The organism is Citrobacter sp. ABFQG (genome assembly GCF_004322975.1).
Taxonomy (GTDB): Bacteria; Pseudomonadota; Gammaproteobacteria; order Enterobacterales; family Enterobacteriaceae; genus Citrobacter; species Citrobacter freundii.
This window is the reverse complement of sequence record NZ_CP036435.1, coordinates 2,140,401-2,162,811: the sequence shown is the minus strand read 5'-3', so window position 1 is coordinate 2,162,811 and position 22,411 is coordinate 2,140,401. Positions and strand designations below refer to the sequence as shown.

Here is a 22,411-nt window from a genome sequence, read left to right as displayed (position 1 = left end):
TGCGTGAAGCTGCAACTTGTCGCTGTGGGTACGAAAATGCCTGACTGGGTGCAAACCGGTTTTACGGAGTATCTCCGTCGGTTTCCGAAAGATATGCCCTTTGAGCTGATCGAAATCCCGGCAGGAAAACGCGGCAAGAACGCGGATATTAAACGCATTCTCGACAAAGAGGGTGAACAGATGCTGGCTGCAGCAGGCAAAAACCGCATCGTCACCCTTGATATCCCAGGCAAACCCTGGGACACGCCGCAGCTGGCGACCGAACTGGAACGCTGGAAACTGGACGGTCGTGACGTCAGTTTGTTGATTGGTGGGCCGGAAGGTCTTTCTCCTGCCTGTAAAGCAGCAGCGGAACAAAGCTGGTCACTCTCAGCGTTAACCCTTCCTCACCCTCTTGTTCGGGTTCTGGTTGCGGAGAGTCTGTACAGGGCGTGGAGCATTACCACCAACCATCCTTATCACCGTGAGTGATCATTGATTCTTGAGTAGATTAAGCAGCGGATGAAACTACAGAATTCTTTTCGCGACTATTCGGCTGAGTCTGCGCTGTTTGTGCGCCGGGCGCTGGTCGCTTTTTTGGGGATTTTGCTGCTCACCGGCGTGCTGATCGCCAACCTTTATAATCTGCAAATCGTTCGCTTTACTGATTATCAGACCCGCTCGAACGAAAACCGCATCAAACTGGTGCCTATCGCCCCCAGTCGCGGCATCATTTATGACCGTAACGGAATTCCGCTCGCCCTTAACCGCACCATTTATCAGATAGAAATGATGCCAGAAAAGGTCGACAACGTTCAGGATACCCTCGACGCGCTACGTAACGTCGTAGACCTGACGGACGATGACATTGCCGCCTTTAAAAAAGAGCGCGCCCGTTCACACCGTTTCACATCCATTCCGGTAAAAACTAACCTGAGTGAAGTTCAGGTCGCACGCTTTGCCGTTAATCAATATCGCTTTCCTGGCGTCGAAGTTAAAGGTTATAAACGCCGCTACTACCCCTACGGCTCTGCACTGACCCATGTCATTGGCTATGTATCAAAAATCAACGATAAAGACGTAGACCGCCTGGACAAAGACGGCAAACTGGCTAACTACGCGGCGACGCACGACATCGGCAAGCTGGGTATTGAACGTTATTACGAAGATGTACTTCACGGCCAGACCGGTTATGAAGAGGTTGAGGTGAACAACCGCGGCCGCGTCATTCGCCAGCTGAAAGAAGTGGCGCCGCAGGCCGGGCACGATATCTATCTCACCCTCGATTTGAAACTCCAGCAGTACATTGAAACGCTGCTGGCGGGCAGTCGCGCCGCCGTGGTGGTTACCGACCCGCGTACCGGCGGCGTTCTCGCGCTGGTGTCCATGCCGAGCTACGACCCGAACCTGTTTGTCGATGGTATCTCCAGTAAAGATTACTCCGGGTTGCTCAATGACCCGAACACCCCATTGGTTAACCGCGCCACGCAGGGTGTTTACCCTCCTGCTTCGACAGTTAAACCTTACGTCGCGGTTTCTGCATTAAGTGCAGGTGTCATCACCCGCAATACTGGTCTGTTCGATCCAGGTTGGTGGCAATTACCGGGCTCTGAAAAACGTTACCGTGACTGGAAAAAATGGGGGCACGGCCATCTGAACATCACCCGTTCTCTGGAAGAGTCGGCGGATACGTTTTTCTATCAAATCGCCTATGATATGGGGATAGACCGACTTTCAGAGTGGATGAGCAAATTCGGCTACGGCAAATATACGGGTATCGATCTCGCTGAAGAACGCTCCGGCAATATGCCTACCCGCGAGTGGAAGCAAAAACGGTTTAAAAAGCCATGGTACCAGGGTGATACCATTCCGGTCGGCATCGGTCAGGGTTACTGGACTGCAACCCCAATCCAGATGAGTAAAGCGCTGATGATCCTTATCAACGACGGTTTGATAAAAGTTCCGCATCTGTTGATGAGCACGGCAGAAAATGGCAAGCAGGTTCCGTGGGTACAGCCGCACGAACCGCCCGTTGGTGATATTCATTCTGGATACTGGGAAATCGCGAAAGACGGCATGTACGGTGTAGCAAACCGCCCTAACGGTACTGCGCACAAGTATTTCGCTAGCGCGCCTTACAAAATTGCGGCGAAATCCGGTACTGCCCAGGTCTTTGGCCTGAAAGCCAATGAAACCTATAACGCGCACAAGATCGCCGAGCGCTTACGTGACCACAAGCTGATGACGGCCTTCGCACCCTATGATAAGCCCCAGGTTGCTGTCGCCATAATCCTTGAAAACGGTGGCGCGGGCCCGGCTGTGGGTACCATTATGCGCCAGATCCTTGACCACATTATGTTGGGCGACAACAACACCAATCTGCCTGCAGAAAACCCCGCGGTTGCAGCAGCGGAGGACCAATAATCGTGACGGATAATCCGAACAAAAAAACATTCTGGGATAAAATCCACATCGATCCCACGATGTTGCTTATTTTGCTGGCGCTGCTGGTTTACAGCTCGCTGGTCATCTGGAGTGCCAGCGGCCAGGATATCGGCATGATGGAGCGCAAGGTCGGCCAGATCGCAATGGGCCTGGTCATCATGGTGGTGATGGCGCAAATCCCGCCCCGGGTTTATGAAGGCTGGGCACCCTATCTCTATATTTTCTGCATCATCCTGTTGGTGGCGGTAGATGCCTTCGGCGCGATATCCAAAGGGGCACAGCGCTGGCTGGATTTGGGTATTGTGCGTTTTCAGCCTTCCGAAATTGCCAAGATTGCCGTGCCGCTGATGGTCGCACGCTTCATCAACCGTGATGTTTGCCCGCCATCGCTAAAAAATACCGCCATTGCACTGGTGCTGATATTTATGCCCACCCTGCTGGTGGCCGCTCAGCCTGACCTCGGTACCTCAATACTGGTCGCCCTTTCCGGTCTGTTTGTTCTGTTCCTTTCTGGTTTAAGCTGGCGTTTAATCGGTGTTGCGGTGGTTCTGGTTGCGGCGTTTATCCCGATACTGTGGTTCTTCCTGATGCATGATTACCAGCGTCAGCGCGTCATGATGTTGCTCGATCCGGAAACCGATCCACTGGGTGCGGGTTATCATATTATTCAGTCTAAAATTGCTATTGGCTCCGGCGGTCTACGCGGCAAGGGCTGGCTGCACGGTACACAGTCGCAGCTTGAGTTTTTACCCGAACGTCACACGGACTTTATCTTCGCGGTATTAGCAGAAGAGCTGGGTCTGGTAGGGATCTTAATTCTGCTTGCGCTGTACATTTTGCTGATTATGCGCGGATTATGGATCGCTGCCCACGCGCAAACCACCTTTGGTCGCGTCATGGCAGGTGGTTTAATGTTGATATTATTCGTTTATGTCTTCGTAAATATTGGTATGGTGAGCGGTATTCTGCCCGTGGTTGGCGTTCCTCTCCCACTGGTCAGTTACGGAGGCTCGGCACTTATCGTGCTGATGGCCGGGTTCGGGATTGTTATGTCGATCCACACCCATAGAAAAATGTTGTCGAAAAGCGTGTAAGGGGTACGCAATGCGTAAGCAGTGGCTTGGTATCTGCATCGCAGCAGGAATGCTCGCGGCGTGTTCGAGTGATGATGGTCAGCAACAGGGTGCTGTCGCGCCGCAGCCTGCGGTGTGTAATGGTCCGATTGTTGAAATCAGCGGGGCCGATCCGCGCTTTGAACCCCTGAACCCAACGGCGAATCAGGACTATCAGCGTGATGGTAAGAGCTACAAAATCGTCCAGGATCCTTCCCGCTTTAGCCAGGCAGGGCTTGCCGCTATCTATGATGCGGAACCCGGAAGCAACTTAACCGCGTCTGGTGAAGCGTTCGACCCGATGCAACTGACCGCAGCGCATCCGACGCTGCCAGTCCCAAGCTATGTCAGAGTAACTAACCTGGCAAACGGCAGGATGATTGTCGTGCGCATAAACGATCGCGGCCCTTATGGCAACGATCGCGTGATTTCACTTTCACGTGCAGCAGCAGACCGTCTGAATACCTCCAACAACACCAAAGTGCGTATCGACCCGATCATCGTCGCCCAGGATGGTTCATTGTCCGGTCCGGGTATGGCGTGTACGACAGTCGCAAAGCAAACCTATGCCCTGCCCGCGCGTCCTGATTTAAGCGGTAGCGGTAATATGGGAAGTATGCCTTCGCCATCGGATGCGGGTCAGCCGCAAGGCGATATTCGTCCGATCAGCAATTCCACGCTGAAAAGCGATGATCCAACCGGTGCGCCAGTGAACAGCGGTGGATTCCTCGGTGCACCAACCACCCTCGCCGCAGGCGTGCTGGAAGGTAGCGAGCCGACTCCGGCTCCGCAACCGACCATCACCGCACCGGCAACACCAACCGCACCAGCAGCAACACCAGCCGCCGTCGCGGCACCAGCTCCAGCGGCAGTAGCCAACGGACGTTACGTGGTTCAGGTTGGCGCAGTCAGCGAGCAGTCGCGTGCGCAGCAGTATCAAAAACGTTTAAGCCAGCAGTTTGGCGTTCCAGGTCGGGTGGTACAAAATGGCGCAGTCTGGCGTATCCAGATGGGGCCGTTCGCCAGCAAAGCTGAAGCCTCCACATTGCAGCAGCGTCTTCAATCCGAGGCGCAATTACAGTCCTTCATCACCGGCGTGTAATAACGTAAATCAGGTATCTGAACTGTCAGTTTCTGTAAATGACATTAACAAAGTCACGCGGAAAGTCAGATGCCTGCCCGTTTTGCATTTGCTATAGTAGGGCACTTTTTTAAATTTCATCACGGACGTCGTAGTTCAGACCATGAAGACCACTTTTTCCGCTCGTTTCGTGCAGCGTATGGCGCTCACCGCGGCTCTCTGCGCAGCTTCTCTCTCTGCTGCCCATGCCGATGACCTGAATATTAAAACCATGATCCCGGGTGTTCCGCAGATCGATGCGGAGTCATATATCCTGATTGATTACAATTCAGGCAAAGTTCTGGCAGAACAGAACGCAGACACTCGCCGCGACCCCGCCAGTCTGACCAAAATGATGACCAGCTACGTCATCGGCCAGGCGATGAAAGCCGGCAAGTTCAAAGAAACCGATCTGGTCACTGTAGGCAATGACGCCTGGGCTACAGGTAACCCGGTGTTTAAAGGTTCATCGTTGATGTTCCTGAAACCTGGAATGCAGGTTCCTGTTTCCCAGTTGATCCGTGGTATCAACCTACAATCCGGGAATGACGCGTGTGTGGCAATGGCGGACTTCGCAGCCGGTAGCCAGGATGCTTTCGTCGGTCTGATGAACAGCTATGTGAACGCGCTGGGCCTGAAAAACACCCACTTCCAGACCGTTCATGGTCTCGATGCTGACGGTCAGTACAGCTCGGCTCGCGACATGGCGATGATTGGCCAGGCCCTGATTCGTGACGTGCCTAACGAATACTCTATCTATAAAGAAAAAGAGTTCACCTTTAACGGTATTCGTCAGTTAAACCGTAACGGCCTGCTGTGGGATAACAGCCTGAATGTCGACGGTATCAAAACCGGTCATACCGACAAAGCTGGCTATAACCTCGTTGCATCCGCAACCGAAGGTCAGATGCGTCTGATCTCTGCCGTCATGGGTGGCCGCACCTATAAAGGTCGCGAAACCGAAAGTAAAAAACTGCTGACCTGGGGCTTCCGTTTCTTTGAAACCGTGAATCCACTGAAAGTCGGTAAAGAGTTTGCTTCAGAACCGGCCTGGTTTGGTAACACCGATCGTGCATCGTTAGGCGTAGATAAAGATGTCTACCTGACCATTCCGCGCGGCCGCATGAAAGATCTGAAAGCAAGCTATGTGCTGAACACCACAGAACTGCATGCACCGCTGCAGAAAAACCAGGTTGTCGGCACCATCAACTTCCAGTTGGATGGCAAAACCATCGAACAGCGCCCGCTGGTAGTCCTGCAGGAAATCCCTGAAGGCAACTTCTTTGGGAAAATCATTGATTACATTAAATTAATGTTCCATCACTGGTTTGGCTAAAAATCGAACACTTGAAAGTGTGATTTACGTCCCCATATACTAGGTATCCAGATAACTCCCACACGCTGTGGGAGTTATTATTTATTGATGTAACGCCGGAGCTGACATGAAAACCAAACTTAACGAACTGCTTGAATTCCCTACTCCATTTACTTACAAAGTAATGGGGCAGGCGTTGCCTGAGCTGGTTGATCAGGTGGTTGAAGTGGTACAGCGCCATGCGCCAGGTGATTACTCTCCGACGGTAAAACCGAGCAGCAAAGGCAACTACCACTCGGTCTCAATCACTATTACTGCTACACACATTGAGCAGGTTGAAACGCTGTACGAAGAATTAGGCAATATCGATATCGTACGCATGGTACTGTAAAAACCTGTTGGTTACCCGCTGCATCCCCGCTCGGGTAACCCCTCCCTCCTGTGATATACTTTTCCCCCTCTTTTATATTCTCTACTCTATGTGAGTATCTACGGAGATGCCGTTTTGTATCAGGATAAAATTCTGGTCCGCCAGCTCGGTCTTCAACCTTACGAGCCAGTTTCTCTGGCCATGCACGAATTCACCGATACCCGCGATGAAAACAGTTATGACGAAATCTGGCTGGTAGAGCATTATCCTGTTTTTACCCAGGGTCAGGCAGGTAAAGCAGAGCACGTACTGATGCCGGGCGATATTCCGGTGATCCAGAGCGATCGTGGCGGCCAGGTGACCTACCACGGGCCGGGCCAGCAGGTCATGTATGTGCTGTTGAACCTGAAGCGTCGCAAACTTGGCGTTCGTGAACTGGTTACGCTGCTGGAACAAACCGTCGTCAATACACTTGCGGAAATCGGCATTGATGCCCACCCGCGAGCCGATGCGCCTGGCGTATACGTCGGGGAGAAGAAAATCTGCTCTTTGGGATTACGTATTCGTAGAGGATGTTCGTTTCACGGCTTAGCGCTCAACGTGGATATGGATTTGTCGCCTTTCCTGCGTATCAATCCTTGTGGTTACGCCGGAATGGAGATGGCGAAAGTATCGCAGTGGGATAGCGCAGCCACGACCGAGAGCGTTCGCCCACGCCTGCTGGCCAACATATTAGCGCTGTTGGGTAACCCACCGCACGAGTACGTTGCAGACTGAAAATACGGTCATACTTTGCCACGGCAAATGTTGTGGCAAATGGCACAAAACAACAACTATTTTACATTTTGCCAGCCTGTCAGGCTGCTTTCTGGCCCGTTTCAATGATATACTGCGTATCACTAATTCAAAAATAGTTGATAAATGCAACATTCCCTTGAATTGAAACGCTTTCCTTCGTAATTCGCAACTGGAACACGCAAGCTATGAGTAAACCCATTGTGATGGAACGCGGTGTTAAATACCGCGATGCCGATAAGATGGCTCTTATCCCGGTAAAAAATGTGGCAACAGAGCGTGAAGCCCTGCTGCGTAAACCGGAATGGATGAAAATAAAACTGCCAGCGGACTCCACTCGCATCCAGGGCATCAAAGCGGCAATGCGCAAAAATGGCCTGCACTCTGTCTGCGAAGAAGCTTCCTGCCCTAACCTGGCTGAATGTTTCAATCACGGAACCGCAACCTTTATGATCCTCGGCGCAATCTGTACCCGCCGTTGCCCATTCTGTGACGTTGCCCATGGCCGTCCGGTTGCTCCGGATGCTAACGAGCCGTTAAAACTTGCTCAGACGATTGCTGACATGGCGCTGCGCTATGTCGTCATTACCTCCGTTGACCGCGACGATCTGCGTGACGGCGGCGCCCAGCACTTTGCTGACTGTATCACCGCTATTCGTGAGAAAAGCCCGTCGATTAAAATCGAAACGCTGGTGCCTGACTTCCGTGGTCGTATGGATCGCGCGTTGGATATCCTCACCGCCACGCCGCCAGACGTGTTTAACCACAACCTCGAAAACGTACCGCGTATTTATCGCAATGTACGTCCGGGGGCAGACTACAACTGGTCGCTGAAGCTTCTGGAACGTTTCAAGGAAGCGCACCCGGAGATTCCGACTAAATCAGGTCTGATGGTTGGTCTGGGCGAAACCAATGCAGAAATCATTGAGGTCATGCGTGACCTGCGCAGTCATGGCGTGACCATGCTGACGCTGGGGCAGTATTTACAGCCAAGCCGTCACCACCTGCCGGTTCAACGCTATGTAAGCCCGGATGAGTTCGATGAGATGAAAGCCGAAGCTATGGCCATGGGCTTTACCCATGCAGCCTGCGGTCCATTCGTTCGCTCTTCATACCATGCTGACATGCAGGCCAAAGGGCTGGAAGTGAAGTAATCGTGTAATACTCACTTACATATCAGCAATAAAAAAACCGGCAAATTGCCGGTTTTTTTTCATGCAGAGTATGCAGTATGAGCATCATGCTCCTGACATTACTCTTTATGAGAAAGCTTCTCAGCCTGAACGCTACCATCAGCATCTTTCTTAGCATCGGCATTATCGTCATTCATTGCTTTCTTGAAGCCCTTGATTGCCGTTCCCAGGTCTCCACCCAGTGTACGTAACTTCTTGGTACCAAACAGCAGAACAACCAGTGCGGCAACCACCAGCAGTTTGGTAATACTAATCTCACCCATAGATACCTTCTTCACTTAAACCAGGCTGCATAAAGCGCCATATTAACCTGAGAATATTAACGGCCTTTCGACGCGCGCACACAATAGCAATCTGTAACAAGGTGAATCAAGCCTTGTTTAAAAAAACGTCATAATAATTGCGGTGGCGCAAAACGTCGGTTACTTAACACCGGAAGTTGTGCTCTGACCTGCCTTACCCGCTCTGCAGAAACCTCGGCCATAATTAGCGCAGGCGTTTCCGCCGCCGCAGCAATGGTCACACCAAAAGGGTCGATGACCCGGCTTTGGCCGATATTCTTATTACCACACTCTCCCGCCGCAATCAGGTAACACGTTGCATCTAACGCTCTTGCAGCCAAAAGCGTAGACCAGTGATGCTCTTTAAGCGATCCCCGTACCCAGGCTGCGGGTAATACGAGAATTTCCGCTCCCTGCAATGCGTGCGCCAGCGCCAGCTCAGGGAAGCGCAGATCATAACAGGTCATTAACCCTACTTTTAACCCGCCTACGTCCAGCAGCGGCGCTATGGCGTCCCCTGCATCCACATTTCGTGACTCCTGAATCGAAAAGGCGTCGTAGAGATGTAATTTAGCGTAATGGGCAACTACCTGACCTGCCCGTAGCGCCACCAGCATGTTAAACGCCCGTCCAGGCACAGAGGGAACATGAATCGTCAGGATTGTCGTCATCTCGTTTTGCGCGCTTTCTCGCAGCAAGCGCGTCAAAAACCCGCCTTCCAGCAATTGAGCTGATTTCACTGACAGGTCAGGGTCCAGATCGTCACGGGCCAGAAGCGCTTCCGGTAATACCAGTAACGATGCCCCCTCTCCCGCAGCCTGAGACATCAGTAAAACGCAGGTTTCTGCATTTTTTTCCCATGAAGGTCCCACGGCAAATTGCCCTGCTGCAACGAACATATTCCCTCCAGAAAACGTTGTTAGGCTCGCCAACCACGATTATTCAGCGTTACACTCATCCTATATACAATCAAATAGCAGGATTACGCAGTGTTACAACTCCTTTTAGCGGTTTTTATCGGTGGTGGTACAGGTAGTGTAGCAAGATGGATGTTGAGCATGAGGTTTAACCCGCTACATCAGGCCATTCCATTCGGTACGCTGGCTGCAAACTTACTTGGCGCATTTATCATTGGTATGGGTCTGGCATGGTTTAATCGCATGACAAACATTGATCCAATGTGGAAGGTACTGATTACAACTGGCTTTTGCGGGGGACTAACAACATTTTCCACTTTCTCGGCTGAGGTGGTGTTTTTGCTACAGGAAGGACGCTTTGGTTGGGCTATGGTGAATGTGCTGGCGAATCTGCTGGGATCATTTGCGATGACCGCCCTGGCATTCTGGCTGGTTTCGGCCTCTCCCGCACACTGAGGCGAAAAAAACCCGCAATTAAGCGGGTTTTGAATGCTTGCTGTCGTATGCTTACAGAGCGATTACGTTTGCAGCAGAAGGGCCTTTGGCACCGTTAGTGATTTCGAACTCTACACGCTGACCTTCAGCCAGAGTTTTAAAACCATTGGTCTGGATTGCAGAGAAGTGTACGAACACGTCTTTGCTGCCATCTTCCGGAGTAATGAAACCGAATCCTTTGGACTCATTAAACCACTTAACGTTACCTTTAATCTTAGACATCAAAATTACCTTTACATGAAAAATAGACACAAATGCTGTGTCGGGTATCAGTACAACAATTGTGGTGCACTTTGTCCAGTCGAACTTTATCAAAAAGTGATAAATGTCGCGTTATTTTTCAGTTAACGCTGATATCACACTGTTTTAAAAAGACTTTTTAATAATCCATCTGACAATACAGGTAGTCCATCAAAACTGGAAACGCATCCACGCAAAGTAGACGTTACCGTTGTTGTACGTTCCCGGAATGTAGGTCATCTGGAACGTTGCCGGACCATACCCTATCGATGCCAGCGGTAACAGCACAGGTACCGGAATGTAGTTCCAGTTATCACGCGCGGTAAAACCGGCGGTAAAACCGAGACCTGTATGGAAATTTTCATCGGCCAGCGGTCGCCAGGTTTTTTCCCAGCCATAACCACCAATGGGTTCCCATTTATTGTAGGAATCCTTAAAGGCCATTATATAAAGTCCGTGCCAGTTACCTTTATCATCCCAACGGGATTGACCAAATCCTGCCCCCCACGGGCGTTCATTGTAGCGATCCGTTTTTTCTTTATCGTAGGCAAAGCGTGCATGCCAGGTAATAGCCGGTATATACAAATCATAATGTTCCGGCTGCTGCCATGTTTCACTGACGTTGTCTTTAAAAGTAGCGAACCAGCCTTTATCTTCAGCAGCGCCCTGGGGAATGAAAGCTAACTGAATAAAAAGAAATGAAAAAATGAGAAAATATCGTTTAGCGACAATCACAACTTAATTACCATCCTGGGATTTATTATTAATTGTAGCAAACCCAACCTTAATGTTAGCTTAACAAAAATGCGCAGCTAAAAAATCAGAATATTCCTCAGCATGTAATTTTTAAGATAATTAGCCCTTAATTTATTGAGCCATCTCATAGGAACTATTTTCTCTTTATTGCCAATAAATTGTTCTTTCCTCCGGGAAAAGTTAAATAATATTACAATAAATTAACAATTAAGAATCAACATCACCACAAAACACACACACCGTCGCTGCACTTCACAGTTTTTTATTGTGAGATTCTTTTTTTAACCACGATGCTGAAAAAACGGCTAAGCCATCGCTTGAATCCGTATTTTTATTGATTTTAATCAGCAAGAGTTATCGGTTTATTAGGCACATTCTGTCACCACTTTTTACTTTTTTTAGTTTTTTTACTTTCTGGGCAGCAATGCGACAGGGGAAACGATGTTGACATTTATTGAACTCCTTATTGGAGTTGTGGTTATTGTGGGTGTAGCGCGCTACATCATTAAAGGTTATTCCGCGACAGGCGTACTGTTTGTTGGCGGTCTGGTTTTGCTGATTATCAGTGCGCTGATGGGGCATAAAGTGTTGCCATCCAGCGCGGCATCGACGGGCTATACGGCAACAGACATTGTTGAATATATTAAAATTTTGCTGATGAGCCGTGGTGGCGATCTCGGCATGATGATCATGATGCTGTGTGGTTTTGCCGCCTATATGACCCATATTGGCGCGAACGATATGGTCGTTAAGCTGGCCTCCAAGCCCCTGCAATACATCAACTCTCCTTACCTGCTAATGATTGCCGCCTATTTTGTCGCCTGCCTGATGTCACTGGCGGTTTCTTCAGCAACCGGTCTGGGCGTATTGCTGATGGCAACACTGTTCCCGGTCATGGTTAACGTTGGAATCAGCCGTGGCGCTGCAGCGGCTATTTGTGCCTCCCCTGCTGCAATTATTCTTTCACCAACATCCGGTGATGTGGTGCTGGCGGCAAAAGCTGCGGAAATGCCGCTGATCGATTTCGCCTTTAAAACCACGCTGCCGATTTCCATTGCCGCCATCATTGCTATGGCGATTGCCCACTTTTTCTGGCAGCGTTATCTGGATAAAAAAGAGAACATTTCTCATGAAATGTTAGATGTGGCTGAAATCACCACGACTGCCCCGTCATTTTACGCCATTCTGCCGTTTACCCCGATCGTTGGCGTCCTGATTTTTGATGGTAAATGGGGCCCGCAGCTGCACATCATTACGATTCTGGTTCTGTGCATGCTCATCGCGGCTATTCTGGAGTTCGTACGTGGGTTCAACACCCAAAAGGTTTTCTCTGGTCTGGAAGTCGCTTACCGTGGCATGGCGGATGCCTTTGCTAACGTGGTGATGTTGTTAGTCGCTGCGGGTGTTTTTGCCCAGGGTCTGAGCACAATCGGCTTTATTCAGAGTCTGATTTCTATCGCCACCTCGTTTGGTTCAGCGAGCATTATCTTGATGATGGTGCTGGTGATCCTGACTATGTTGGCGGCAATGACTACGGGTTCCGGTAACGCCCCGTTCTACGCCTTCGTTGAGATGATCCCTAAGCTGGCGCATTCTTCCGGCATTAACCCGGCTTACCTTGTTATCCCGATGCTGCAGGCGTCAAACCTTGGGCGCACCATCTCCCCGGTCTCCGGCGTGGTTGTCGCTGTAGCAGGTATGGCAAAGATTTCTCCGTTCGAAGTGGTGAAACGTACTTCGGTTCCGGTTCTGGTTGGACTGCTGGTGGTGATTATCGCAACTGAAGTGATGGTACCAGGTTCTTCTTCAGCCGTCGTTGGCGGCTGATACTCAGTGAAATTTAGGCCGGATTAGGCATCTACGCCGCATCCGGCATTTAAACCGCACCGTTGCCGGATGTCGATGCTAAAACATCTTATCCGGCCTACGTCAGAAATCAGCATTTAGCCGCCATGATAAATACGCTGCGGCCTGCCTACCTTACCGTGAATAATCTCCGCAATAATCAAATGACGGCTGGCACAGTACTCCAGGTAGCGTCTGGAAGTCGTTCGGCTGATGGTAAGCGCCTGGGCGATCGTTTCCGCAGTATGGTGTACCGTCGGGTCGGCGAATAATTTCAACACTGCATTCAGTGTTAACGCATCAATCCCGGTCGGTAAATCCCCTTTCGGTTCGCCCCGCGCGTAGGCATTAAACATTTCATCAATCTGCTTTTGGCTGGCGCTGTCATTCCCCGCCAACATGCGTCGACGTTGCTGATAACGCGTCAGGGTCTGCCCCAGCCGCTCGTAGGCAATGGGTTTGACCAGGTAATCAAACGCACCGCTGCGCACGGCCTCGGAGACCGTTTCCATATCGCTAGCCGCCGTGGTAAACACTACGCCGCCCGGATAGCGCGCCTGGGTCAGCTCATGCAGCAACGTAATTCCCTTGCCGTCCGGCAAGTAGTTATCGAGCAGTATCAGACCGGGCTTAAAACGCTCAATCATCATCCTCGCCTGCTCAAGATTACCCGCCAACCATATCTGGCTGAAACCGGGTATATGGCGGATATATTCAGCATGCATTTCCGCCAGTAGCGTTTCATCCTCAACGATCAACAGCGTTAATGGTTCCGTCATTATTTTTTTTCACTTTCGGAAGAAATAAAGAAAATAAGGTACCGCAAGGGGAGTTATCTTCGAGCGTAATCACCCCGTCACAGCGCCTCACATAACTTGCAATTAGATACAAACCGATGCCATGTTCACCTGGTTCATCGGTACGGGTGCTCACACCCTGTTCAAATATTTTCTCACGCAATGCTTCCGGCACACCGCATCCCTGATCGGCAACTTCGATGATCACGTCATCCCCTTCATCGCTCAAATAGAGCTCTACGACCTTGTTGCCTTGCTGGGTGCGTAAGCTCGCTTCAAATGCATTATCAAGCAGATTGCCAACAATTGCTGCAAACTCTGTGCTATCCAGCCCCTCGGGGAGTTGATGCAGTTGGCTCCCCGGAACGATAGTCATGGTGAGGCCCAGTTCCCGCGCGCGCTGCACCTTGCCAAACAACAGACCGGCGACCTGACGATCGGCAAACGCGCCACGCAGGCTGTCAATCAGTTGCTGTTGCGCCTGGGATTCTCCCTGCACCATGGCCAGAACCTTGTCATATTCTTTCATTTGCAGCAGGCCATTGATAGTCGACATCCAGTTCAGGTGCTCATGACGCAGCGTTCTCAGGCTCTCTACATACTGTTTGATCTGCGTTAATTGCGCATTAAGGGTAGCAATTTCATCTTTACTACGAAAACTGATGATTGCCCCAAGCAGTTCGTCACCAGAGCGAATCGCTTCACGGTTGGCGATAACGCTCAGGCCATTAAAGTTTACCATCGCATCCTGTCGTTTTTCCGCAATCTGTTGGGTGAAAAAGTCCGCTGGCTGAACCACCTCACTCACCGGTTTTCCAAGCCACTTTCGCCCTGGTGAAGACAGCCCCAGCATTTTCCTCGCACTGCGGTTTATTGCGGTGATATATCCATCAGGATCCACGGCAATCAATCCTTCATATACCGAGCTGAACAACGCTTCCTGCTGACGTACCACCCGCGCAATTTGTTTCGGTTCCATACCCAACATCTGCCGACGAATATGGGCAGCGAAAAACCAGGAGAGCAGCATAAGTACCAACAACAGCAAGATAAACACACCGGCCATCGGGAGTAAGAAATCCGATCGCCAGCTATCGATTTTGCTGATCAGATAACCAATTGAGACTACGCCAATGATTTTGCCATCGTCATCAAAGATGGGCGTTTTAGCGCGCATTGCCATCCCGATGGACCCTTTACCGGTAATAAAGTAGCTCTCCCCTTTTTCCAGCGCACCGGGTTTGGTGAACTGCATCGGGTAGCCAATTTTTTCCGGGTTCGGATGATATAGACGAATGGAGTTGGTATCCCCGATAACCACATAGTCGAAGTCAGTTCCGCTCTGCAGTTTGTCGGCAATCGTCGCCAAACGCTTGTAATCACGATGTTTAACCGCCGTAATGATACTCTCGTTAGAGGCGATGATTTTGGCCTGGTTCATTGCCATATCGCGGACATGCGCGGCCAGATAATCTTCAAAGCTGGCGGTAAAGTATTGTGCCAGGGCGGCGATGATAAAAACAGAAACGACCAAAATAAGCAGAAAGATGCGTAAAGGAAACGCCAGGCTGCGGAAAAAAGGAAACCGTGTTTTATTTTTCTGCTCAGCCATATATCTTCCTCATCCACGTTACCCGAAACTTATTTCTCATTGTAGTTGTAATAGAAATGTTTTATTTACACGTTACGGTATAAAACAAGATCGTTGCAGATTCCCCACTTTAAATCAATTAAACAAATTAAAACCACACGCTATTTCGAGGTTAAATTAATTAAAAAACTTAAAACCATAAAACACATTAAAACCTTCTAACTTATTGTGAAATAAATCAAAAATTACCTCCAAAATACCCCTTACGATGTATGCAGCAGGGAAAAAAAGAAATACTCCGTAATAAAAAACCATTCCCTTCAATTGCAAACAAAACGTTATCAGGTTGCTAAGCAGAGCAACAAAAACAGAAACCCAGTAACAAATATAGCATCGGGGCTCTATTCACTATGTTCGGTAATAATATATTCACGCAAGTTAAACGCTCAGAAAATAAAAAGATGGCGGCTATCACGCAATTTCTGAAAGAGAATGATTTGAGCGTTGACACCACCGTCGAAGTATTTATCACCGTCACCCGTGACGACCGCCTGATTGCCTGCGGCGGTATCGCTGGGAATATTATTAAATGTGTCGCCATCTGCGAATCCGTACGGGGCGAAGGCTTAGCGCTGACGCTGGCGACCGAGTTAATCAACCTCGCCTATGAGCGCCACTGTACGCACCTCTTCATCTATACCAAAACCGAGTACGAATCGCTGTTTAAACAGTGTGGCTTTTCTACGCTGACCAGCGTTCCCGGCATTATGGTGCTGATGGAAAACAGCACCACGCGTCTGAAATGTTACGCTGAATCTCTGGCAAAACAGCGTCGTGAAGGGAAAAAAATTGGTTGCATCGTCATGAACGCCAACCCCTTCACCAACGGACATCGTTTTCTGATCCAACAGGCGGCCGCACAATGTGACTGGCTGCATCTGTTTTTGGTCAAAGAGGATACCTCACGGTTTCCGTATGAAGACCGGTTGGATCTGGTGCTTAAAGGGACAAAAGATATTCCACGTTTAACCGTGCATCGCGGTTCGGAATACATCATTTCCCGCGCCACGTTCCCGTGCTACTTCATCAAAGAGCAGAGCGTTATTAACCACTGCTACACCGAAATAGACCTGAAAATCTTCCGCCAGTACCTGGCACCGGCTCTCGGCGTTACACATCGTTTCGTCGGTACCGAGCCGTATTGCACCGTCACCTCCCAGTACAACAACGATATGCGCTACTGGCTGGAGACCCCAACGCTTCCCGCCCCACCGATTGAACTGGTGGAAATTGAGCGGCTGTGCTTCCAGGAGATGCCGATTTCCGCCTCTTGGGTGCGCAAGCTGCTGGTTAAAAAAGATCTCACGGCTATCGCATCCCTGGTCCCTGACGCCACGCTGCACTATCTGCAAAGCATGGTTGAACGAGCCTCATCGGGTGCGGCAGTCCGCCAAAATACCCCCGCATTAGCAACAGGTGAAAAATGAAAATAAACCAGGCAGCCGTCGCAGGCACACTCGAGTCCGGTGATGTGATGATTCGCATCGCCCCACTCGATTCGCAGGATATTGACCTGCAGGTTAACAGTAGCGTCGAAAAACAGTTCGGTGATGCCATCCGGACCACCATCCAGGACGTTCTGTCCCGCTACAACGTACGCGGCGTGCAATTAAATGTTGATGATAAAGGCGCACTGGACTGCATTTTACGTGCGCGACTGGAAGCACTACTGGCCCGCGCTGGCGGTATTCCGGCACTGCCATGGGAGGATTGCCAGTGATTTCCGCATCTTTGCAACAACGTAAAACCCGTACTCGCCGCAGCATGTTGTTCGTACCGGGTGCCAATGCCGCCATGGTCAGCAACTCGTTCATCTACCCGGCAGATGCACTGATGTTCGACCTGGAAGACTCCGTCGCGTTGCGTGAAAAAGATACCGCTCGCCGCATGGTGTACCACGCGCTGCAGCATCCGCTGTATCACGACGTTGAAACCATCGTGCGTGTAAACGCCCTCGACTCCGAATGGGGCATCAACGACCTTGAAGCCGTGGTACGCGGCGGTGCTGACATCGTACGTTTACCGAAGACCGATACCGCGCAGGATGTCATCGACATCGAAAGTGAAATTCTGCGCATCGAGAACGCCTGTGGCCGTGAACCCGGCAGCACCGGCCTGTTAGCCGCCATTGAGTCGCCGTTAGGCATTACCCGTGCGGTAGAAATTGCCCACGCTTCCGAGCGCCTGATCGGTATTGCTCTGGGTGCTGAAGATTATGTGCGTAACCTGCGCACTGAACGCTCGCCGGAGGGTACTGAACTGCTGTTTGCCCGCTGCTCTATTTTGCAGGCTGCACGTTCTGCCGGTATTCAGGCGTTCGACACCGTGTATTCCGATGCCAACAACGAAGCAGGTTTCCTGCACGAAGCCGCACACATCAAGCAGTTGGGTTTTGACGGCAAGTCGCTCATCAACCCGCGCCAGATCGAACTCCTGCATAACCTGTACGCCCCGACGCGCAAAGAGCTGGCTCACGCCCGTTTGGTCGTAGAAGCCGCTGAAGCCGCTGCCCGCGAAGGTCGTGGAGTGGTTTCCCTGAACGGCAAAATGGTCGACAGCCCGGTTATCGAGCGCGCCCTTCTGGTTATCTCCCGTGCAGAACTTTCCGGCATTCGCGAAGAATAAGGCAAAAAAATGACGCAGAAAATCGAACAGTCTCAACGCCAGGATCGCGTGGCGACCTGGAGCCGTCATGCAGAAAGTGAGCTTTCCGCTTATCAGAGCACCGCAAAAGTAGAACTACAGGCGCAAAAACCGCGCGACAAAAAGCTGTGCGCTAACCTGGAAGACGCCATTCGTCGTTCGGGTTTACAGGATGGCATGACCATCTCTTTCCACCACGCTTTTCGCGGTGGCGATCTGACCATTAATCTGGTGATGGATGCCATCGCCAGTATGGGCTTTAAAAATCTGACGCTGGCCTCCAGCTCTCTGAGCGATTGCCATGCTCCGCTGGTTGAGCACATCCGTCAGGGCGTGGTCAGCCGTATTTATACCTCCGGGTTGCGTGGCCCGCTGGCGGAAGAGATCTCCCGTGGCCTGCTGGCCGAACCGGTACAGATTCACTCCCACGGTGGACGTGTACACTTGGTACAAAGCGGCGAACTCAGCATTGATGTGGCGTTCCTCGGCGTACCGTCCTGCGACCAGTTTGGTAACGCCAACGGTTATACCGGTAAAGCATGCTGCGGCTCACTGGGCTATGCCCGCGTAGACGCCGAAAACGCGAAACAGGTTGTCCTGCTGACTGAACAACTGCTGACCTATCCACATAACCCTGCCAGCATTACACAGGATCAGGTAGATCTGATCGTGCAGATCGATCAGGTCGGCGATGCGGACAAAATCGGTGCTGATGCGACCCGCATGACCACTAACCCGCGAGAACTGTTAATCGCCCGTAGCGCGGCAGAGGTCATTGCTAATTCCGGCTACTTCAATGAAGGCTTCTCACTGCAGACAGGCACCGGCGGCGCTTCTCTGGCCGTGACGCGTTTCCTGGAAGACAAAATGCGCAGCCGCGATATCCGTGCTGACTTCGCGCTGGGCGGCATCACCGCCACCATCGTGGATCTGCATGAAAAAGGCCTGATTCGCAAACTGCTGGACGTGCAGAGCTTCGACCGTAACGCGGCTGAGTCCTTGGCCCGCAACCCAAACCACATTGAAATCAGTGCAAACCAGTATGCCAACTGGGGTTCAAAAGGCGCATCCGTTGACCGTCTGGATGTGGTGGTACTGAGCGCATTAGAAGTAGACACCAACTTCAATGTGAACGTACTGACCGGTTCTGACGGCGTACTGCGAGGCGCATCCGGCGGACACTGTGATACGGCTGTGGCCGCAGCGCTTTCCATCATCGTCGCACCGCTGGTTCGCGGACGCATCCCGACGCTGGTTGATAACGTGCTGACCTGCGTAACCCCTGGCTCCAGCGTTGACATTCTGGTCACTGACCACGGTATCGCCGTCAACCCTGCACGTCCGGAACTGGCAGAACGACTGAAAGAAGCCGGTATGAAAGTGGTGTCCATTGAATGGCTGCGCGAACGTGCACAGCAACTCACCGGTCAGCCACGCGCTATCGAATTCACTGACCGCGTGATTGCCGTTGTGCGTTATCGCGACGGTTCAGTGATTGACGTTGTGCATCAGGTGAAGGAATAAGCCATGCGCCTGCTCCCTGAACTCGCCACCCAACACGCGGTTTCGATTCCCGAGCTGCTCGCCAGCCGCGATGAGAGACAAGCAAGGCAACAGGACTGGCTGACACGCCACTCTGCACCACTGGTCTCGTTTACCGTAGTCGCACCGGGTCCGATTAAAGACAGCGAATTAACCCGTCGCATCTTTAATCACGGCGTAACCGCCTTGCTCGCGCTGGCGGAACAATCTGCCTGGATTGTCAGGGAGCAAACAGCGCTGGTTTCTGCCAGCGGTCCAGAAGGTCTTTTGTCTATTGAGGCTCCGGCCCACGACCTCAAGCTCGCCACGATTGAACTTGAGCATTCACACCCGCTGGGACGGCTATGGGACATCGATGTCCTGACCCCTGAAGGGGAAATTCTGTCCCGGCGTCATTTCGCACTCCCTGCCCGCCGCTGTCTGCTGTGCGAGCAAAGTGCTGCCGACTGTGCGCGGGGTAAAACCCACGCACTTTCCGACTTACTCACTCAGATGGAGGCACTGCTGCATGATGCCGATTCCCGCAACATCAACCAATAATGCAGTCCTTCCTCTGGATCTGCCTGATGCTTACGCAACGCTCGCGTGGCGCGCCATGCTGACTGAAGTCAACCTGTCACCTAAACCCGGTCTGGTAGATCGTATTAACAACGGCGCGCATAAAGATATGGCGCTGGAAGATTTTCATCGCAGCGCCGAGGCTATTCAGGCCTGGCTGCCACGTTTTATTGAATATGGGGCGTTTAGCGCACAGCTGTCGCCTGAGGATGTATTGAAAGGACTGCGCCCGCTGGGCATGGCCTGCGAAGCTGATATGTTCCGCGCCACCGCCGGGGTGAACACTCATAAAGGAAGCATCTTTTCTCTGGGCCTGCTGTGCGCCGCCATTGGCCGCCTGCACCAGCTCCAACTAACTGTTACCGCTGAAACCATTTGCTCTACGGCAGCAACATTTTGCCGTGGTCTGACCGAGCGCGAACTGCGCCAGAACAATCAACAACTCACGGCAGGCCAACGTCTTTATCAGCAACTGGGATTAACCGGCGCACGGGGCGAAGCCGAAGCGGGATACCCGCTAGTCATCCAGCATGCCCTGCCGCACTACCGCGCACTGCTGACTCAGGGCCGCGACCCTGAACTGGCGTTACTCGACACTTTATTGCTGCTGATGTCTATCAACGGCGACACCAACGTGGCTTCACGTGGCGGCGCAGAAGGTCTGCGTTGGCTACAGCAGCAGGCCACCGCCCTGATGCAGCAAGGGGGGATTCGTACCCCTGCCGATCTCGAATACCTACACCAGTTCGACCAACAGTGCATTGAACGCAACCTCAGTCCCGGAGGCTGCGCCGATCTGCTGATCGTCACCTGGTTCTTAGCTCAGATTTCACAAGTTCATCATTATCACAATTAAAGATCCTTTCCGGAGAATCACACACATGTCTTTAGCAAAAGATAAAATATGGAAGTTACTGGCCCCATTGGTCGTAATGGGCGTCATGTTTCTTATCCCCGTCCCTGATGGAATGCCTCCACAGGCCTGGCACTACTTTGCCGTGTTTGTGGCGATGATCGTCGGTATGATCCTCGAGCCAATTCCGGCAACAGCGATCAGCTTTATCGCCGTAACGATCTGCGTTATCGGCAGCAACTATCTGCTGTTTGATGCTTCAGAACTGGCCGACCCGGCATTTAAAGCGGGTAAGCAAGCGTTGAAATGGGGTCTGGCGGGCTTCTCCAGCACCACCGTGTGGTTGGTGTTTGGTGCATTTATCTTCGCACTGGGTTATGAAGTCACCGGTCTGGGTCGTCGTATCGCGCTGTTCCTGGTGAAATTCATGGGTAAACGCACCCTGACGCTGGGCTATGCGATTGTTATCATCGACATTCTGCTGGCGCCGTTTACACCGTCTAACACCGCGCGTACCGGTGGTACCGTATTCCCGGTTATCAAAAACCTGCCGCCGCTGTTTAAATCATTCCCGAACGATCCTTCCGCGCGCCGTATCGGCGGATACCTGATGTGGATGATGGTAATCAGTACCAGCCTGAGCTCCTCTATGTTCGTGACCGGCGCTGCGCCAAACGTACTGGGTCTGGAATTCGTCAACAAAATTGCCGGTATTCAAATCAGCTGGCTGCAATGGTTCCTCAGCTTCCTGCCGGTCGGTATTATTTTGCTGATCGTTGCTCCGTGGTTGTCATACGTTCTGTACAAACCAGAAGTCACTCACAGTGCTGAAGTTGCCGCATGGGCCGGTGATGAACTGAAAGGCATGGGTAAACTGACCCGTAAAGAGATAACGCTGATCGGTCTAGTTCTGCTCAGCCTGGGCCTGTGGGTCTTCGGTGGTAAACTGATTGATGCAACCGCAGTGGGTTTGCTTGCTGTCTCCCTGATGCTGGCGCTGCATGTGGTACCGTGGAAAGACATTACCCGCTATAACAGCGCATGGAACACCCTGGTTAACCTCGCCACGCTGGTCGTTATGGCGAATGGTTTAACCCGTTCAGGCTTCATCGACTGGTTCGCCAACACCATGAGCACGCACCTGGAAGGCTTCTCGCCTAACGCGACCGTAATCGTGCTGGTGCTGGTGTTCTACTTTGCTCACTACCTGTTTGCCAGCCTTTCTGCGCACACTGCCACCATGCTGCCGGTTATTCTGGCTGTCGGTAAAGGTATCCCGGGCGTGCCGATGGAACATCTGTGTATCCTGCTGGTACTGTCCATCGGTATCATGGGCTGTCTGACTCCATATGCAACAGGCCCTGGCGTTATCATCTACGGATGTGGTTATGTGAAGTCCAAAGACTACTGGCGTCTGGGTGCTATCTTCGGCGTTATCTACATCTCTATGCTTCTGCTGGTCGGCTGGCCGATTCTGGCAATGTGGAGCTAATCATTTCGGTTC

At 51.6% G+C, this 22,411-nt stretch carries 23 protein-coding genes; 17 read left to right on the top strand and 6 right to left on the bottom strand.

Annotation, left to right across the window (positions count from 1 at the left end; translation table 11 throughout):
• The first annotated feature begins 3 nt into the window (after positions 1-3).
• The 8 genes from rlmH to lipA all read left to right on the top strand — a co-directional run bounded on the left by rlmH (position 4) and on the right by lipA (position 8,290).
• Entirely contained in the window at positions 4-471 is a 468-nt protein-coding gene (rlmH, locus tag WN16_RS10450) for a 23S rRNA (pseudouridine(1915)-N(3))-methyltransferase RlmH (RefSeq protein ID WP_003022725.1), read from the top strand.
• A gap of 30 nt (positions 472-501) precedes the next feature.
• On the top strand, positions 502-2,403 hold the full coding sequence (gene mrdA / locus WN16_RS10445; RefSeq protein WP_003022722.1) for a peptidoglycan DD-transpeptidase MrdA: 1,902 nt from the start codon (positions 502-504) through the stop codon (positions 2,401-2,403).
• Positions 2,404-2,405: 2 nt separating this feature from the next.
• Positions 2,406-3,518, top strand: coding sequence for a peptidoglycan glycosyltransferase MrdB (mrdB, locus tag WN16_RS10440; RefSeq protein WP_003022718.1), 1,113 nt, complete (start codon positions 2,406-2,408; stop codon positions 3,516-3,518).
• A 10-nt stretch (positions 3,519-3,528) separates the two neighbouring features.
• A complete protein-coding gene (rlpA, locus tag WN16_RS10435; protein ID WP_044700988.1) occupies positions 3,529-4,638 on the top strand; it encodes an endolytic peptidoglycan transglycosylase RlpA in 1,110 nt (369 codons plus the stop codon).
• A gap of 142 nt (positions 4,639-4,780) precedes the next feature.
• Positions 4,781-5,992: a D-alanyl-D-alanine carboxypeptidase DacA gene (gene dacA, locus WN16_RS10430; RefSeq protein ID WP_003022711.1), complete on the top strand. Its 1,212-nt coding sequence runs from the start codon at positions 4,781-4,783 to the stop codon at positions 5,990-5,992.
• A 106-nt stretch (positions 5,993-6,098) separates the two neighbouring features.
• A complete protein-coding gene (gene ybeD, locus WN16_RS10425) occupies positions 6,099-6,362 on the top strand; it encodes a DUF493 family protein YbeD (protein ID WP_003022706.1) in 264 nt (87 codons plus the stop codon).
• 114 nt (positions 6,363-6,476) lie between these two features.
• A complete protein-coding gene (lipB, locus tag WN16_RS10420; RefSeq protein ID WP_003022703.1) occupies positions 6,477-7,118 on the top strand; it encodes a lipoyl(octanoyl) transferase LipB in 642 nt (213 codons plus the stop codon).
• 206 nt (positions 7,119-7,324) lie between these two features.
• The gene (gene lipA, locus WN16_RS10415) at positions 7,325-8,290 is read left to right on the top strand and encodes a lipoyl synthase (RefSeq protein ID WP_003022702.1); all 966 of its coding nucleotides are present in this window, start codon (positions 7,325-7,327) and stop codon (positions 8,288-8,290) included.
• A 98-nt stretch (positions 8,291-8,388) separates the two neighbouring features.
• On the opposite strand, the gene tatE is transcribed toward lipA, so the two are convergent.
• Both tatE and WN16_RS10405 read right to left on the bottom strand, forming a co-directional pair.
• A complete protein-coding gene (gene tatE / locus WN16_RS10410; protein ID WP_003022699.1) occupies positions 8,389-8,592 on the bottom strand; it encodes a twin-arginine translocase subunit TatE in 204 nt (67 codons plus the stop codon).
• Between the two features lie 128 nt (positions 8,593-8,720).
• Complete coding sequence (locus WN16_RS10405) at positions 8,721-9,509, bottom strand: deaminated glutathione amidase (RefSeq protein WP_016149776.1); 789 nt, start codon at positions 9,507-9,509, stop codon at positions 8,721-8,723.
• Positions 9,510-9,599: 90 nt separating this feature from the next.
• Between WN16_RS10405 and crcB the strand changes: the two genes are divergently transcribed.
• Complete coding sequence (gene crcB / locus WN16_RS10400) at positions 9,600-9,983, top strand: fluoride efflux transporter CrcB (RefSeq protein WP_016149775.1); 384 nt, start codon at positions 9,600-9,602, stop codon at positions 9,981-9,983.
• A gap of 51 nt (positions 9,984-10,034) precedes the next feature.
• Here the strand turns inward: crcB and cspE are convergent, their stop codons facing one another.
• Positions 10,035-10,244, bottom strand: a complete 210-nt coding sequence (gene cspE / locus WN16_RS10395) for a transcription antiterminator/RNA stability regulator CspE (protein ID WP_000034825.1) — start codon at positions 10,242-10,244, stop codon at positions 10,035-10,037.
• 189 nt (positions 10,245-10,433) lie between these two features.
• Positions 10,434-10,997: a lipid IV(A) palmitoyltransferase PagP gene (pagP, locus tag WN16_RS10390; protein WP_003835590.1), complete on the bottom strand. Its 564-nt coding sequence runs from the start codon at positions 10,995-10,997 to the stop codon at positions 10,434-10,436.
• A gap of 462 nt (positions 10,998-11,459) precedes the next feature.
• Here pagP and dcuC point away from each other — a divergent pair, with 462 nt between their 5' ends.
• Positions 11,460-12,845, top strand: a complete 1,386-nt coding sequence (gene dcuC, locus WN16_RS10385) for an anaerobic C4-dicarboxylate transporter DcuC (protein WP_003835592.1) — start codon at positions 11,460-11,462, stop codon at positions 12,843-12,845.
• Between the two features lie 116 nt (positions 12,846-12,961).
• Here dcuC and dpiA read toward each other — a convergent pair whose 3' ends face one another.
• Together dpiA and dpiB are read right to left on the bottom strand one after the other, a co-directional pair.
• A complete protein-coding gene (gene dpiA / locus WN16_RS10380; RefSeq protein WP_003022133.1) occupies positions 12,962-13,642 on the bottom strand; it encodes a two-component response regulator DpiA in 681 nt (226 codons plus the stop codon).
• Positions 13,611-15,272, bottom strand: coding sequence for a sensor histidine kinase DpiB (gene dpiB / locus WN16_RS10375; protein WP_044700983.1), 1,662 nt, complete (start codon positions 15,270-15,272; stop codon positions 13,611-13,613). The genes dpiA and dpiB overlap by 32 nt, the downstream gene beginning before the upstream one ends.
• 389 nt (positions 15,273-15,661) lie before the next feature.
• Here dpiB and citC point away from each other — a divergent pair, with 389 nt between their 5' ends.
• Genes citC through citT form a run of 7 tightly spaced genes read left to right on the top strand, consistent with a single transcriptional unit; the run spans position 15,662 to position 22,399 of the window.
• Positions 15,662-16,738, top strand: coding sequence for a [citrate (pro-3S)-lyase] ligase (gene citC / locus WN16_RS10370; RefSeq protein WP_044700981.1), 1,077 nt, complete (start codon positions 15,662-15,664; stop codon positions 16,736-16,738).
• Complete coding sequence (gene citD, locus WN16_RS10365) at positions 16,735-17,031, top strand: citrate lyase acyl carrier protein (RefSeq protein WP_044700979.1); 297 nt, start codon at positions 16,735-16,737, stop codon at positions 17,029-17,031. Before citC ends, citD begins: the two co-directional genes overlap by 4 nt.
• Complete coding sequence (locus WN16_RS10360; protein ID WP_003022123.1) at positions 17,028-17,936, top strand: aldolase/citrate lyase family protein; 909 nt, start codon at positions 17,028-17,030, stop codon at positions 17,934-17,936. Before citD ends, WN16_RS10360 begins: the two co-directional genes overlap by 4 nt.
• A gap of 9 nt (positions 17,937-17,945) precedes the next feature.
• Positions 17,946-19,478, top strand: a complete 1,533-nt coding sequence (gene citF / locus WN16_RS10355) for a citrate lyase subunit alpha (protein WP_003022120.1) — start codon at positions 17,946-17,948, stop codon at positions 19,476-19,478.
• 3 nt (positions 19,479-19,481) lie between these two features.
• Positions 19,482-20,036 carry a citrate lyase holo-[acyl-carrier protein] synthase gene (citX, locus tag WN16_RS10350; RefSeq protein ID WP_016149774.1) on the top strand — a complete coding sequence of 185 codons (555 nt, stop codon included), beginning with the start codon at positions 19,482-19,484 and terminating at the stop codon, positions 20,034-20,036.
• On the top strand, positions 20,005-20,910 hold the full coding sequence (gene citG, locus WN16_RS10345) for a triphosphoribosyl-dephospho-CoA synthase CitG (protein ID WP_003835603.1): 906 nt from the start codon (positions 20,005-20,007) through the stop codon (positions 20,908-20,910). The genes citX and citG overlap by 32 nt, the downstream gene beginning before the upstream one ends.
• Positions 20,911-20,935: 25 nt before the next feature.
• A complete protein-coding gene (citT, locus tag WN16_RS10340) occupies positions 20,936-22,399 on the top strand; it encodes a citrate/succinate antiporter CitT (RefSeq protein ID WP_003022114.1) in 1,464 nt (487 codons plus the stop codon).
• Positions 22,400-22,411 lie beyond the last annotated feature (12 nt).

Excerpts from the sequence above, each read along its gene's own strand:
- rlpA (WP_044700988.1), top strand. The coding sequence starts at position 3,529 with ATGCGTAAGCAGTGGCTTGGTATCTGCATCGCAGCAGGAATGCTCGCG.
- lipA (WP_003022702.1), top strand. The coding sequence starts at position 7,325 with ATGAGTAAACCCATTGTGATGGAACGCGGTGTTAAATACCGCGATGCC.
- citT (WP_003022114.1), top strand. The coding sequence starts at position 20,936 with ATGTCTTTAGCAAAAGATAAAATATGGAAGTTACTGGCCCCATTGGTC.
- ybeD (WP_003022706.1), top strand. The coding sequence starts at position 6,099 with ATGAAAACCAAACTTAACGAACTGCTTGAATTCCCTACTCCATTTACT.
- citD (WP_044700979.1), top strand. The coding sequence starts at position 16,735 with ATGAAAATAAACCAGGCAGCCGTCGCAGGCACACTCGAGTCCGGTGAT.
- citF (WP_003022120.1), top strand. The coding sequence starts at position 17,946 with ATGACGCAGAAAATCGAACAGTCTCAACGCCAGGATCGCGTGGCGACC.
- dcuC (WP_003835592.1), top strand. The coding sequence starts at position 11,460 with ATGTTGACATTTATTGAACTCCTTATTGGAGTTGTGGTTATTGTGGGT.
- mrdA (WP_003022722.1), top strand. The coding sequence starts at position 502 with ATGAAACTACAGAATTCTTTTCGCGACTATTCGGCTGAGTCTGCGCTG.
- citG (WP_003835603.1), top strand. The coding sequence starts at position 20,005 with ATGATGCCGATTCCCGCAACATCAACCAATAATGCAGTCCTTCCTCTG.
- tatE (WP_003022699.1), bottom strand. The coding sequence starts at position 8,592 with ATGGGTGAGATTAGTATTACCAAACTGCTGGTGGTTGCCGCACTGGTT.
- citC (WP_044700981.1), top strand. The coding sequence starts at position 15,662 with ATGTTCGGTAATAATATATTCACGCAAGTTAAACGCTCAGAAAATAAA.
- WN16_RS10405 (WP_016149776.1), bottom strand. The coding sequence starts at position 9,509 with ATGTTCGTTGCAGCAGGGCAATTTGCCGTGGGACCTTCATGGGAAAAA.
- cspE (WP_000034825.1), bottom strand. The coding sequence starts at position 10,244 with ATGTCTAAGATTAAAGGTAACGTTAAGTGGTTTAATGAGTCCAAAGGA.
- dpiB (WP_044700983.1), bottom strand. The coding sequence starts at position 15,272 with ATGGCTGAGCAGAAAAATAAAACACGGTTTCCTTTTTTCCGCAGCCTG.
- dpiA (WP_003022133.1), bottom strand. The coding sequence starts at position 13,642 with ATGACGGAACCATTAACGCTGTTGATCGTTGAGGATGAAACGCTACTG.
- dacA (WP_003022711.1), top strand. The coding sequence starts at position 4,781 with ATGAAGACCACTTTTTCCGCTCGTTTCGTGCAGCGTATGGCGCTCACC.
- citX (WP_016149774.1), top strand. The coding sequence starts at position 19,482 with ATGCGCCTGCTCCCTGAACTCGCCACCCAACACGCGGTTTCGATTCCC.